This is a genomic window from Alicyclobacillus pomorum DSM 14955, assembly GCF_000472905.1.
GTDB classification, from domain to species: domain Bacteria; phylum Bacillota; class Bacilli; order Alicyclobacillales; family Alicyclobacillaceae; genus Alicyclobacillus_A; species Alicyclobacillus_A pomorum.
In genome coordinates this window covers 148,029-161,342 of sequence record NZ_AXAR01000002.1, presented here as the reverse complement: position 1 = coordinate 161,342, position 13,314 = coordinate 148,029, and the positions used below count along the sequence as shown (strand labels likewise).

The window sequence follows — 13,314 nt, the reverse complement described above, 5'->3', positions numbered from 1 at the left end:
GATATAGTGGTGTCATGGACGTGATGTTGATCTTAAAAGCTTTGGCAAATCCAATACGCCTGCAGATCCTGAACTGGCTGAGGGAACCTCACCGCTACTTTTCAGATCAGGAGGTTGGCGACTTGGACGCAGACGGCGTCTGTGTGAGTGTGATCCAACGGCGAGTGAACCTCTCCCAGTCCACGGTTTCTCAGTATTTAACAGAATTGCAACGAGCGGGACTGGTTCAATCGAAACGCATTGGCCAGTGGACCTATTATCGTCGGGACGAAGCGGGCATTCGACGGTTTCTGGACGAGTTGGAGCGAGTCATCGGCCAGGGCGAAGAGAGAACGTCTTAGTGGACTCGTACTGTTGCCAACGGCGGCAAGCACGGGTCTCTACGCGCTGATATATCGGGATTTCACGAAATACAAATATTATGTGCTTCAACAAGAGGAGGAGTATCTTATGTTTCATCCACCGCTTTCCACGCAGGTGACGGAAGGACGGGGCTACCGCCGCATGTTCACCCAGGGGAAACTGACGCTGGGTCTCTTCTTTCCCATCGAAGCCTTTGTTGGAGACGAGCCGACCATGCAACACCAGGAACAGCTTGCCCGCCGCGCGGAAGAACTCGGGTTTGCCGCTCTGTGGGTGCGGGACGTGCCCCTGCGAGACCCGAATTTCGGGGACGTCGGACAGGTGTATGATCCGTGGGTGTACCTCGGCTGGATGGCGGCTCATACAAAGGAGATTGCCCTCGCCACTGGATCCATCGTATTGTCGCTGCGGCATCCCTTGCACACCGCAAAGGCGGCTGCCTCGGTGGACCAACTGTCTGGCGGACGCCTGGTGATGGGCGTGGGCTCCGGCGACCGTCTCGTCGAGTTTCCCGCTTTTGGCGTGCCCTTTGACGAACGTGGAGACCGGTTTCGCGAAAACCTTCGGCTGATGCGCGAGGCATGGTCTGAGCAGTTCCCCGTCCTGGTCTCGCCGTACTACGGTCACATGCAGGGTGCCGACCTGGTACCAAAGCCGAGCGGACGGATTCCGATTCTGGTGACCGGGCACAGCCAGCAGAGCTTGGATTGGATTGCCCGGGAGGCGGACGGGTGGATCACGTATCCGCGCGGGCTGGCTGTCCAGGCGCAAATTGCCCGGCGCTGGCAAGACGCGCTGGCCAACGCTGCCCCTGGCCAGTTCAAGCCGATGGTTCAGTCGTTTTACATTGATCTCACGGAGGATCCCGATGTGCCGCCGGAGCCGATTCATCTGGGATTCCGCGGCGGTCGTAAGGCGATGCTGGCATACTTGGAAGGGTTACAGCAGGTGGGCGTGAACCATGTGATCCTGAACTTTAAGTACGGCCGGCGTCCCGCAGACGAGGTACTGGAGGAGGTTGGCGAGGAGATTCTGCCACTGCTGAAGTGAATGAGTAGCCAAAACACGCAGGGCGGCTGTATCGCCGCCCTGCGTTATCTTCGCCGTTCAGACCCGTACAACTTCACAATCTCATCGCGCGTCATCCACACGAGCTTAACCTCCAACGCTTGACGCCCTTGCTTCAGCCGCGAGAAACCTTCCGGGTGATACATCCCCATCAGAAAGCGCATGTAACGCTGCAGCCGCTTTTTCGTTCTCGTTTCAGGCAGATCCTCCACATGGAAACCCAGCATTTCGATGCCGCGATTCATCAGTGTGATGGCGACTGCAACCTGGACATCCTGGTAATTCGGGTCGTACTGGAGCAACTTGGCGATGTCTTGAAAGCCTTCCTTCGCCATGCGCAGGCCACGAATCAGCGCCCGATGGTCGTCCGCACTCGAAAATGTAATGAGCGTATCGTTCTGGAAGTGCAGGTCAAGCGCCTTGGTTCCATTCGTCACGACCACTTCGCCTTCGTCGTTCGTACGGGTACCGAAGCGCCACGTGGTCGGTGCGATGCGGAATATCCGATTGACGCTTTCGATGTGGTACAGCTTCGTGAATCCGAACTCCACAATGCGCCACAGCACAATCAACCAGCGACGCAACAGCGGGTAGCGGCTGTAGAGCGACTTCATGGTCTCGGATTGCTCGTGCAGAGCGCGTTCCATCTCTCCAACGGTCGTGAAGGAATAACCTCGCTGGGCTAATTGCTCCAAAATCACCGGCAGTGCAGCAATCGTGTTGAGTGGCGCCTTGTCCGCACCGCCTGCGTCGTGGCAGAGAACAATCGCGCCCGTATGTGCCCCTCCGACCACCCGTTGCACCACTTCGTCCGCGTACTCGCCGGGTAACCAGTCAATCGCACGCAAAGACCAGAGCGTCGGTTTCAGGTGGAGCACGTTGCAGGCCAACCGCGTCACCCAGTTGAACGCTCCCCAGGGTGGCCGGTAGTAGGCAATGGTCCTTCCCGCAATCTGTTCCAGTCGCCGCTTTCCCCGTGCGACGTCCAACCACGTGGAAATGGGGTCAAGCAACCAGGCGTGGCGGTGCGCATCGCCGTGCGACGCCAGTTCGTGGCCGTCTTCGAGAATGGCTTGAACAAGGTCTGGGTGCGCTTCGGCGCGCTTTCCGACCAGGAAAAACGTTGCTCTTGCGCCGTGTTCCCGCAGGATTTGCAGAACCTGTGGGGTATAGCGTGGGTCCGGCCCGTCGTCAAACGTCAAGGCGATGTTACGCAGTGTTGAGGGCCCTTTGTACAGCGTGCCGATATGCAACAGCTTGAACAGAAGCTCGGCGAGCGGTGCGTAGAGTATGTACATAAGGATGAGGAGTCCAAGGATAACCAGTATCAGCAAAACCGCTTCGTCCTCCCTAAACAGCCCGTTGTCCATCGGATGAAATGGCTCTTTCTAGATGATACCACGCGAGGACACAAAGGAGGTGTTTCACGGTATTTTTGAGTGTCCGGGCACTCGGTGCGGGCACCAAGGGCCGTGTTGTGCTTATGTTCGTTGCTTTTGCCTGACCGACACAACACGCCCTCGGGTCTCCGCGCCCTCGTCCTGAACCCGTTCGACGTTTCGCGGCCGCTCAATCGGCAGAACCATGTACAACAGCCCCATTACGAAGATAACGGCAGCGCTGACCACAAAGGGCGCGCGGGGACTGATGGTGTCCCAGACGAGGCCACCAAGATACGGCCCCACGGCTGAACCAAGGCCTTCTACCGTCATGAAAACGCCCCACAGAGTGCCTTTCTTGTCTGGATCTATGGACTTGTCGAGCACCGAGTTCCAGGCTGGCAGGATGAACCCGTAGCAGGAGCCGAGGACCGCAACGGCGACAAACGTCGCAGGAACGGAGTGAAAAAACGGGCAGATGCCGAGCGTAAGCCCCGCAACGAGGAACGCCGGTACGAGAAACTTACGTGGCCCGAAGTGGTCCACCAGCTTGCCGGCCGGAATCAGCAACAAGACGGCGAATGCTCCGCCAAAGACGAGCATGACACTGTACATGGCCCCACTCAGATGCAGAATCAGCTTGGCGTACAGCGACAGAATGGGGAGCAGTGAAGCGACGGCGAACGTCTGGGCAAACATGCCAGGAAACAGAAACGCCGCTTCCTTGACATTTCTCCACAATGATTGCCAGTACTGTGCTCTGCCGATGTGTGCATGGTGTCTTTTCTCCACAGCAGCGCCGTGGACGCGGATGGTTCCTTTGCGAACCAGTATCCACACCAGTGCAAATGCGGCAATATCCACCGCTATCAGCAGCCAGAACGCCACCGTATAGGTCCGGCCGATAATCAGGTTGATCACTATAGGGCCGAGTCCGGTTCCGGCGAGCCAGAAGATGTACAGGTAGCCCATGAATTGTGCTCGGCTTTTTTCCGGCGTCGCGAGACCGATGCCAGAGATGGCCGAGGGCCACATGGGCGTGACGCCAAATCCGTACAGCGCAAGGCTGCCAATCAAGCTCCAGATGGTGGTCGCGTGCATCATCCAGAAGATGGATATCAAGGCGATGCCAAAGCCGGTCAACAGGAGGGTGCGCTGGCCGAATTTGTCCGCAATCCAACCCGCGGGGGATCTCAGCAGGTTGTCCGCCAGGTAGTGGATGGATAGCGCGAGTGACGTCCATTCCACTGCGAAGCCGAGGACGCTCTTGCCATATGTAGGAATCATGGAGAGCGTCAGGGCACCGCGAACAAATTCAGACAGCGTCAGGGAGATCAGGACACCAAATACAAATGGCTGAAACAGCTCCGGTTCCAGCCACTTGGAGAGTCGGGATGACACCCACGTACGAATGTTCATTAAACCACTCCTTGCAGTCGCTAGTCATCCCAGCAATGACCTGGGGAATGGCCGGCGTTCGCTGACGCGGATTAATGCTGGTAGTGGTAGTGTGCCCGAGATTTGTTTCGATTTGCGAGGTCCATCAAAATTTCCGCAATGTCTTCCGCGGAGTTCACTTTTCGGACCTTTAGCGCTTTCGCTTTCATCGACGCCCGCTTTTCTGGATTTTTCACCAACAGGTCGTACAGATGCTCGCTCACCTGCTTGCGGTTGCGGGCGAGAACGGCCACGCCGGAGCGGACCAAGAACTTCGCGTTTTGCACTTCTTGTCCCGGAATGGGCCGATATAACAGCATCGGCAACTGAACCGCCAGTGCCTCCGAGATGGTGAGACCGCCGGCCTTCGTCAACATCAAGTCTGCCACGGCCATCAGCTCGTACACTTCCGACACAAAGCCGTACACCCAGGCCGGGCGCGTAGCCGTTTTCACGGCTTCGTCCAGCTGCATTTTCATGCGCTTGTTTTTGCCCGCCACTACAATCACTTGCACTGGGTACGGATATTGAAACAACTCTTCACAGATTTGATTGACGTCGCCCATCACGCCGTAGCCGCCACCCATGACCAAAACGGTCGGGATTTCTGGGCGTAGGCCGTACTTCTTGCAGAGCGCTTCGCGGTCGAACGACTGCAAAAACGCGGGGCGAACAGGAATCCCGGTCACGTGAATGGCGTCACTCGGAATGCCGCGTGCGAGCATGCCCTTACGGACGTGTTCAGACCCCACGAAGTACGCGTCCGTGAACGGGTGAATCCACTGGCTGTGAATCGCGTGGTCCGTGATAACCGTGGCCAGAGGCACGTCGACTTTACCCTGTTGCTTCAAGTACGACACCACGCCCGCGGGTGTTGGGAACGTGGCCAACACGACGTCGGGCTGGTATTCACGAAGCGTTTCCTCCATTTCGTCGATGCCCAGCGAATTCAACTGGCGCTGGATGATGGAGGAGGGTGGGATCTGACTGGTTCCTTTATAAAACCAACCGTACAGTGCAGGTGCAAACCGGACGCTGTTCAAGTAACAGTACTTCATCACAGAGTCGAGCATCGGATGCACACTGCGCATATAGTCGATGATCTTCACTTCCGTATGAGGGCTCATGTTCTTCAGCGCGTCGCGAATTGCAACCGCCGCCTGTTGGTGGCCTTCGCCGTACGAAGCCGACAGGATAAGCAGTTTCTTTAAAGAGGACACGATGAGCACCTCCTCTCAGGAGCTTTAGCGAAAGTCAGCAAAAAAGGTGACCACATTATACCATAATCGGCGATGGCAACTGCTTTGTGGTACAGCCTTCTGGTATAATTGCAACGATAGACAACCTATTGGATAGTATATGACGGATAGCGACGAAAAAGGAATGTCCAACTCGAAAGTCACGGACAACGCTTTGTGCGTGAAATTCTCCACAGCATGCGGCGTTTGGCTTTTCGCACGGACAACCGCTGAAAAAGGAGTGTCCATTCATCGTGGGACAAGTCCACGTCTTAGATCACCCGTTGATTCAACACAAATTGACGTTCATCCGGTCCAAGGAAACCGGCACGAAGGAGTTTCGTCAACTTGTTCAGGAAGTAGCCATGTTGATGGCGTACGAAATCACTCGCTCCCTGCCATTGGTGGAGACGGAAGTACAGACCCCTGTGGCACCCGCGAAAACCAAGGTCATTGAAGGCAAGACGCTCGCTCTGGTGCCCGTTTTGCGCGCCGGCCTGGGCATGGTGGACGGTATCCTCGCCATGATTCCGAACGCGAAAGTCGGACATGTGGGACTATACCGGGATCCAGAAACGCTCAAGCCCGTCGAGTACTACTGCAAACTGCCGCCTCATATCGAGGAGCGCGACGTGATTGTAGTGGATCCTATGCTGGCCACGGGCGGATCGGCCGTCGCAGCCATTTCTGCTGTCAAGGACCGCGGCGCAACGAACATCAAACTGATGTGCCTCGTCGCTGCACCGGTTGGTATTGAGAAAGTCCAGGCGTCCCACCCTGACGTCGACATCTACGTGGCCGCCGTGGACGAGGGATTGAACGAACACGGCTACATTGTGCCAGGGTTAGGCGACGCGGGCGACAGGCTGTTTGGTACTCGTTAGGCGTCGCCAAGCAGTGCCCCGAGATTCACACGTGAAACAACGCCGTACGAGGAGGTCCGCTTGTGGATACGCCCATCAAGGTGATGACGGTGTTCGGAACACGGCCGGAAGCCGTGAAGATGGCGCCGCTTGTGAAAGTACTCGAACAGCAGGAAGGGATTGAATCCCTTGTCTGCGTCACTGCACAGCACCGCGAGATGCTGGACCAAGTGCTCGAGGTCTTCGATATTCATCCCGACGACGACCTCGATATCATGGAACCGAAACAAAGCCTCGGAACCATTACTCGCAAGGCGCTCTCTGGCCTCGAGGACGTGATTGCCGCGCGCAAGCCGGACATCGTCCTGGTGCACGGAGATACCACCACTACGTTTGCCGCTGCGCTGGCTGCGTTTTATCATCAGACGGCCATTGGTCACGTGGAGGCGGGGTTGCGCACATACGACAAATACAGTCCATTTCCAGAGGAGATGAATCGGCAGTTGGCCGACGTCCTCTGTGACTTGTACTTCGCCCCCACCACATGGGCGGCTGAAAACCTGTGGCGGGAAGGCAAGTCGCCGGAAAAGGTGTTTGTCACTGGCAACACTGTCGTAGACGCCATGAAGACGACCGTCCGCCAGTCGTATCAGCACCCTGTACTCGACAGCATTCCCAAAGGTGCTCGGTTGATCTACATGACGTCGCACAGACGGGAGAATTTGGGCGAAAAACTGCATAATATTTGCAACGCCGCAAGGCAGCTCGCGGATACATTTGAGGATGTTCACCTTGTCTACCCTGTGCACTTGAACCCAAGTGTACGCGAAGTCGCGTTTGACATTCTCGGCGGACATCCGCGAATTCACTTGATTGATCCGCTGGGCGTCGTCGACAACCACAACTTTCTGGCGCGGTCGACGCTCATTCTGACGGACTCAGGGGGCATTCAGGAAGAGGCGCCATCCCTCGGCGTCCCTGTACTGGTCCTCAGAGACACCACAGAGCGTCCGGAGGGAATTTCCGCCGGAACGTTGAAGTTGGTCGGCACCAACCAGGAGGATATATACAACGAAGCGGTGCACCTACTCACGGACGAACAGGCGTACCGGGATATGGCGGGGCGCAAGAACCCGTATGGGGACGGCTATGCGTCGGAGCGGATTGTCCAAGCCATTCTGCACTATTTTGGCCGTGGTCCGCGGCCTGAACCGTTCACGTACCGTGTTGGCATGAGCAACGACTTGCAACGATAGGAAGAGTCTCACTGAGCTCGGGCAAGAGCTCCATGGCGAGAGGGTTTTGACTTGGCGTCTGCTGCGAGGGCGCTGGAGAGGAGATACCAGATTCGACGGGGAGGAATTTCGATGGGCAAGGAAGTTGTGATTGTCAGCGCGGTTCGCACCGCGATTGGAAGCTTTATGGGGACGTTGTCTTCACTTTCAGCGACAGAGCTCGGGAGCGTCGTGATTGAAGCGGCCCTGAATCGCGCTGGCGTGGACAAAGCGCAAGTCGAGGAAGTATACATGGGCAACGTTTTGCAAGCAGGGCTGGGTCAGAATCCAGCGCGGCAGGCGTCCATCAAGGCTGGGCTTCCAGAGACCGTGCCTGCCACCACCATTAACAAGGTGTGTGGGTCTGGCTTGAAAGCCGTGATGTTGGCTGCGCAAGCCATTCGAGCTGGAGATACAGACATTCTGGTCGCCGGTGGCATGGAGAGCATGTCCAATGCGCCCTATTTGTTGTCAGGCGCCCGCAACGGTTTCCGGATGGGCGACCAAAAAGTCGTTGACAGTATGATCCGCGATGGCCTCTGGTGCGCGTTCTGCGACATTCACATGGGCATCACCGCTGAAAACATCGCTGAGCGCTACGGTTTGACGCGGGAAGAGCAGGATGAATTCGCTGCGCGCAGTCAGCAGAGAGCGGAAGTGGCACTGAAAGCAGGCAAGTTTAAGGATGAAATCGTCCCCGTCGAAGTTCCCCAACGCAAGGGAGATCCTCTTGTGTTTGATACCGACGAGTTCCCGCGTGCTGGAACCACGAAAGAAACCCTCGCCAAACTGCGCCCTGCATTTAAGAAAGACGGTACTGTGACCGCCGGCAACGCATCAGGTATCAACGATGGTGCGGCGGCTCTCGTTGTGATGAGTGCAGAGAAAGCGAACGAGCTCGGCCTCAAACCGCTTGCCCGCGTGGTCAGCTATGGCAGCGCAGGTGTGGATCCGTCCGTCATGGGCCTCGGTCCGATTGACGCGACGAGGAAGGCCTTGGGCAAAGCCGGTCTCGCAGTGGAGGACATGGACCTCGTGGAAGCAAACGAGGCGTTTGCCGCGCAAGCACTGGCTGTCGGGCGTGACCTCGAGTTTAACCCTGAGAGGCTCAACGTCAACGGTGGCGCCATTGCGCTCGGTCACCCGATTGGCGCAAGCGGTGCCCGCGTACTGGTCACGCTGTTGCACGAGCTGCAAAAGCGTGAGGGGCGCTACGGACTCGCCACACTTTGCATCGGTGGCGGCCAAGGCGTCGCCATGGTGGTTGAGCGCCTGTAAGGCGAACGTGGTTTGTTTGAACAGAGTGTAGACTCTCACTTATCTTCATTCAGCGCCTGCCGACGGGTAGGCGCTTTCTGTCTGCATGGATCATGCGGATCCATCAGAATGTTGAACACGAGAGATGGACACAATCTTGGCTGGAATCCAACGGAAACCGTGCGAGCGGGCAGCAGTCTATGGTAATTGATATATCACCAAAAGGTGTTATAATCCGATGTGACACCCTTAGGTGTTATATCTAGGCGACGAGGAGGTATTTCCTTTGGGAGAGAAATTGCCAGAAATCCGTAAAACCGTTGTATTGAATGCACCGATTGAGAAGGTGTGGAAAGCTGTTGCAACGTCAGAAGGAATTTCGGCATGGTGGATGCCGAACACGTTCGAACCTGTTCTAGGACGTGAATTCATACTTCGTGCCGGTCCGTACGGCGACTCACCTTGTAAAGTAACAGAACTCAATCCTCCGCACCGTCTTGGCTTGGATTGGGACAAGGATTGGCACGTTGTATTTGAACTTCGGGAGCTGGAAGAGGGTAAAACGGAGTTCACACTGATTCACTCTGGTTGGGATGCAGACAAAGTCACGAAGTTTGGACAGCCGCACTCGAACGTTCGCAGCATCATGGACGGCGGGTGGGAGAAAATTGTCAAAGAGAAGCTTCCCTCGTACATCGAGGCTTGAATTGGCTGCTTCCGAGTCGAAGCACGATGTATTTCAGGCCATTGCGGACCCTACGCGCCGTAAGATATTAAGATTGCTTGCTGACAAGGAAATGCCTATCGCTTCCATCGTAGAACGCTTCCCAATCAGTCGAACCGCTGTCAACAAACATTTGCAAGTTCTTTCCGATGCGGGGCTTGTCAGTCGTCGCCGGATTGGGAGAGAAACTCGTTACAAGGCCCAGCCGCAGCCTTTGGCCAAAGTAAAACAATGGCTCGCCTTTTTTGAACAATATTGGGATGAAAAGCTGTCCGCTCTAAAGGACTACGTGGAATGTGAGGATGAATAGTGGTTACAAGAGGCATCTGGGACGTTTCAGTACATTGAATGAAAAGGGATTCCGCTTCAAGGGACGTGGAATCCCTTTTCATGATGAAAACGGTGATCACACACAGAGCGGTTCAGGTACACTATAGGAGGGCTGGTTGCTTGAAGGGAAGGGGAAAAACCGCGCAATCTCCATTCGTTGGACAAGCCGAACCATGTATCGAGGATGCCTGGATCCCATTGGATGGTCAGATGCAACTCTCTGAGAACGCTTTCTTTTAGTTCCTGAAGTATCTATCGGGCGTAAGCGAGAGCAATCGCGGCAATTTTATGAACAAGTGGGGAAATACCGTCTGAAATCGCGCTGTATCACGGTTTTTTCGTTGACAAGGGTCTATGCATTCGGTACTATTAGCGAGGGTTACGGCATTTCACTGTGAGGGACAGCTGTTTCACAGTGCGAAACAATGAACCTCCAAGTACTTGAAGACAGATCTCTCACGGTTGAGAAGGCTGACGTTCGGGAAAGATGATTCTTGCCGGTGGTCGGTCTCTCTCATTTCGCGCGACCTCGCACTGTTACTTCCCTTCAATTGTTTTGTTAGGCGGTGAAGATGTTCGCAGACAACAACGGAAATCGAAAGCAAAATGATGCACCGAGCGCACTCAGAACCATTGCGGTGTTGCTCAGCCTCATGATGCAGTTGGCGACGTGTACCGTTGTGTTCGGGTTTATAGGACATCTTCTCGCGGACAAATGGCATCACCCGTACATCACGGCAGTCGGCATCGTTGTGGGCCTGGCAGTTGGAATGTCGGGTTTTGCTTATCTGGCAAAACATTTTTTAGGAGAAAAGCCGTGAATACTGACATCGTAAAACTGCAAACTCGGTTGCGAGTGATTCAGTGGGCTGGTTTGGCGTTCATCGGACTGACGGTGATTGCTCGGTTTGTGACGCCCTGGCACGAGGTGTTAAACGGTTTGCTCATCGGGGAAGTTGGAGGCGCGGGTGCAGTCTGGAGCATGGTGCGCCAAGGTCATTTGCGGGACAATCAGCAAGGCCCTGCGCTCATGGTATCTGGAATCATTGGCTTTTTCACGCGCATGATCCTTCTGATTGCCGTCATGGTGCTCGCCATCAAGTTGCCGCACGTCAACGTTATCGCGGCCCTTGTTGGATACTTGCTCGGATTTGTCTTCATTGTTGTGGGTCTGTCCAGATCCGCCTAGGCTAACCTGAGCATGCAAATCTCGCAGCGAAAGTAGGTGAGAAGGTGCCTCAACATCCATTTCTGTTCAGTGGCCACTGGTACAAGGTTGACTTGGTCACCGTCGCTTGGACGCTCATTGCGGGGTTGATTCTCATTATCGTTTCCGCCTTCGTCGTTCGGAGACTGGACATGCGGAGCCCCAGGGGCCTGCAGAACTGGTTCGAGTGGGCGATTGAGTTCACGCAGAAAATGTCGCGTGACATGATGCCCTCCGAGGCGGGCGCGCGCTTTGTGCTTCCGTTTGCGTTCATCGTGTTGGCCTACTTGTTCGTGGCAAACTGGCTGGGTCTCATCTTCACCTGGGAGTTCGAGCCAAGTCGTGATATCCCATGGCTGGGCATGGTCGCGGGGAAAAAGTACTCGCTGTTGAACTCTCCAACCGAGAACATGAACATGACGTTGGCACTGGCGATTCTCGTGTGGCTCGTCAGTCATGCGTATGGTCTCCGTCATCCGTTGCGGTGGTTGAAGACCTATCGCAACCCGATGGCCATCATCGACGAGATCACCAACCCGTTGACGCATGGCATGCGACTTTTTGGTAACATCCTCGCTGGTGAAGTCTTGATTGAAGCGCTGCTTCGGATGCCGATGTTGTTTGGGTGGATCCCGACGGGATTGCCGCTCCTGATTATCTGGCTCTTGTACAGCGCTTTCGTCAGTACCATCCAAGCGTATATCTTTGCGCTCTTGTTGACGCTTTACATTGGTCACAAGGACTTTAACGCTGCACATCATTGATGTGCGGCATTCCACGAAACCAATTTGGGATCTCAGAGGAGGCTTTCTTACATGAACCACGAATTGCACCTGATTGCTGCTGCGCTTTTGCTTGGTTTTGCTGCTGTAGGTTCTGGTGTAGGTAACGGTGTTTTGTTCAGCAAGTTCGTTGAGGGCGTATCTCGTCAACCTGAAGCTCGCGGTACCCTGCTCGGAAGTGCCATGATTGGTCTCGCGTTCGTCGAAGCGTTCCCGGCCATCATGCTCGCTCTCGGTTTGATTGTGTTCTTCAGCTAATCAGCGAATGAGTAGGATTCACGAATGCCAGTCACACTGTAAGCCGACGAGCAAACGAGAGGGGTGACGCATGTGGGTATTATCGAACCAGGCACAATGATTGTCTCGTTGCTTGCCTTTCTGATTGTGTTTTTCATCATTTACAGAGTTACGTATAAACCGCTGTCCAACATGATGGAACAACGCCGTCAGCATATTGAGCACCAAATCCTGTCTGCAGAACAGGGGCGTGCCGAAGCCGAGAAAATCCTTGCGGAACAGCGCAAGTTGCTGGATGAAGCTCGCCGCGACGCAAAGGAAATCATGGACACGGCACGCGCTCGCGCAGAGAAGCAAGCGCAAGATATCATCGATGCTGCACAAGCAGAGGCACAGCGTATTCTCGACGAAGGACGTCAGTTGATTGAGCGCGAACGCGCTGAAGCCATGAATGGCGTCATGCAGCAGGTTGCGGCGTTGACCGTGGAGTTGACCACGAAGTTGCTGCGCAACCACGTTTCCGAACCTGTGCATGAAGAAATGCTGAAAGAAGCGCAGAAAAACTTGGGAGAGCTTGTGTCATGAGTGGGGTCGTAGCACGTCGATACACGGCAGGTCTGTTTGATTATGCGCAGGATCACGGTGTCGTCGACGTTGTCGACCAAGGCCTCAAGCTGATTGCCGACACGCTGACGCAGCACCCTGAGTTCAAGTTGTTGCTGGAGCACCCGTTGATTCGCGTAGAGCAGAAAACGGCGATGGTGCAAGAAGTGTTTGGTCAGGCTCTGGACCCGGTGGTGACAAGGTTTGTGAACCTACTCATTGGCCGTGGACGAGCAGACCAGTTACAGGCCGTTTATGAAGCGTTTCACGCACTGGCTGAGGAGGCTAAAGGCGTGGTGGGTGTTACAGTGCAATCGGCGTTTCCGATGAATGAACACCAAGTTGCAGAGTTGGAACAGCAGTTGGGGGCAGCGCTGAAAAAGAAAGTGCACGCTGTCGTCGAAGTGCGTCCAGAGCTGATTGCAGGCTATCGTGTGCAAATCGGCAACAAAGTGCTCGACGCGACCGTCAAGAGTGCACTGCGCCAGTTCAGTGGAAAATTACTGCGCCACGGCGTAGTTCAAGGTTAGATGGACGGACCCGTATAGCGAG

At 55.3% G+C, this 13,314-nt stretch carries 16 protein-coding genes; 13 read left to right on the top strand and 3 right to left on the bottom strand.

The window, feature by feature from the left end; genetic code table 11:
• Positions 1-14 precede the first annotated feature (14 nt).
• Positions 15-341, top strand: a complete 327-nt coding sequence (locus YWK_RS0102995) for an ArsR/SmtB family transcription factor (RefSeq protein ID WP_026963625.1) — start codon at positions 15-17, stop codon at positions 339-341.
• Positions 342-450: 109 nt separating this feature from the next.
• The gene (locus YWK_RS0102990; RefSeq protein WP_026963624.1) at positions 451-1,413 is read left to right on the top strand and encodes an LLM class oxidoreductase; all 963 of its coding nucleotides are present in this window, start codon (positions 451-453) and stop codon (positions 1,411-1,413) included.
• A 44-nt stretch (positions 1,414-1,457) separates the two neighbouring features.
• Here the strand turns inward: YWK_RS0102990 and YWK_RS0102985 are convergent, their stop codons facing one another.
• From YWK_RS0102985 to YWK_RS0102975, 3 genes are all read right to left on the bottom strand, one after another.
• On the bottom strand, positions 1,458-2,765 hold the full coding sequence (locus tag YWK_RS0102985; RefSeq protein WP_026963623.1) for a polysaccharide deacetylase family protein: 1,308 nt from the start codon (positions 2,763-2,765) through the stop codon (positions 1,458-1,460).
• A gap of 147 nt (positions 2,766-2,912) precedes the next feature.
• Positions 2,913-4,229, bottom strand: a complete 1,317-nt coding sequence (locus YWK_RS0102980; protein ID WP_026963622.1) for an MFS transporter — start codon at positions 4,227-4,229, stop codon at positions 2,913-2,915.
• Between the two features lie 71 nt (positions 4,230-4,300).
• Positions 4,301-5,467 carry an MGDG synthase family glycosyltransferase gene (locus YWK_RS0102975; protein WP_026963621.1) on the bottom strand — a complete coding sequence of 389 codons (1,167 nt, stop codon included), beginning with the start codon at positions 5,465-5,467 and terminating at the stop codon, positions 4,301-4,303.
• A 272-nt stretch (positions 5,468-5,739) separates the two neighbouring features.
• Between YWK_RS0102975 and upp the strand changes: the two genes are divergently transcribed.
• The 11 genes from upp (at position 5,740) to atpH (ending at position 13,292) form a co-directional block, all read left to right on the top strand.
• The gene (gene upp, locus YWK_RS0102970; protein WP_026963620.1) at positions 5,740-6,369 is read left to right on the top strand and encodes a uracil phosphoribosyltransferase; all 630 of its coding nucleotides are present in this window, start codon (positions 5,740-5,742) and stop codon (positions 6,367-6,369) included.
• An 83-nt stretch (positions 6,370-6,452) separates the two neighbouring features.
• Positions 6,453-7,604 (top strand): non-hydrolyzing UDP-N-acetylglucosamine 2-epimerase, encoded by a 1,152-nt coding sequence (wecB, locus tag YWK_RS0102965; RefSeq protein ID WP_035465918.1) that lies wholly within the window; start codon positions 6,453-6,455, stop codon positions 7,602-7,604.
• A gap of 111 nt (positions 7,605-7,715) precedes the next feature.
• Positions 7,716-8,900 carry an acetyl-CoA C-acetyltransferase gene (locus YWK_RS0102960; RefSeq protein ID WP_026963618.1) on the top strand — a complete coding sequence of 395 codons (1,185 nt, stop codon included), beginning with the start codon at positions 7,716-7,718 and terminating at the stop codon, positions 8,898-8,900.
• Positions 8,901-9,165: 265 nt separating this feature from the next.
• Entirely contained in the window at positions 9,166-9,585 is a 420-nt protein-coding gene (locus YWK_RS0102955; protein ID WP_035465850.1) for an SRPBCC family protein, read from the top strand.
• Positions 9,548-9,913 carry an ArsR/SmtB family transcription factor gene (locus YWK_RS0102950; protein WP_425387169.1) on the top strand — a complete coding sequence of 122 codons (366 nt, stop codon included), beginning with the start codon at positions 9,548-9,550 and terminating at the stop codon, positions 9,911-9,913. The genes YWK_RS0102955 and YWK_RS0102950 overlap by 38 nt, the downstream gene beginning before the upstream one ends.
• Before the next feature lie 592 nt (positions 9,914-10,505).
• A complete protein-coding gene (locus tag YWK_RS18055) occupies positions 10,506-10,754 on the top strand; it encodes an AtpZ/AtpI family protein (RefSeq protein ID WP_051375010.1) in 249 nt (82 codons plus the stop codon).
• Positions 10,751-11,122 carry an ATP synthase subunit I gene (locus YWK_RS0102935; RefSeq protein WP_026963615.1) on the top strand — a complete coding sequence of 124 codons (372 nt, stop codon included), beginning with the start codon at positions 10,751-10,753 and terminating at the stop codon, positions 11,120-11,122. Before YWK_RS18055 ends, YWK_RS0102935 begins: the two co-directional genes overlap by 4 nt.
• Positions 11,123-11,166: 44 nt before the next feature.
• Complete coding sequence (atpB, locus tag YWK_RS0102930) at positions 11,167-11,904, top strand: F0F1 ATP synthase subunit A (RefSeq protein ID WP_026963614.1); 738 nt, start codon at positions 11,167-11,169, stop codon at positions 11,902-11,904.
• Between the two features lie 51 nt (positions 11,905-11,955).
• Positions 11,956-12,180 carry an ATP synthase F0 subunit C gene (atpE, locus tag YWK_RS0102925; RefSeq protein WP_084453436.1) on the top strand — a complete coding sequence of 75 codons (225 nt, stop codon included), beginning with the start codon at positions 11,956-11,958 and terminating at the stop codon, positions 12,178-12,180.
• Between the two features lie 72 nt (positions 12,181-12,252).
• A complete protein-coding gene (gene atpF, locus YWK_RS0102920; RefSeq protein ID WP_245578491.1) occupies positions 12,253-12,744 on the top strand; it encodes a F0F1 ATP synthase subunit B in 492 nt (163 codons plus the stop codon).
• Entirely contained in the window at positions 12,741-13,292 is a 552-nt protein-coding gene (gene atpH / locus YWK_RS0102915; protein ID WP_026963611.1) for an ATP synthase F1 subunit delta, read from the top strand. Before atpF ends, atpH begins: the two co-directional genes overlap by 4 nt.
• Positions 13,293-13,314: the final 22 nt, after the last annotated feature.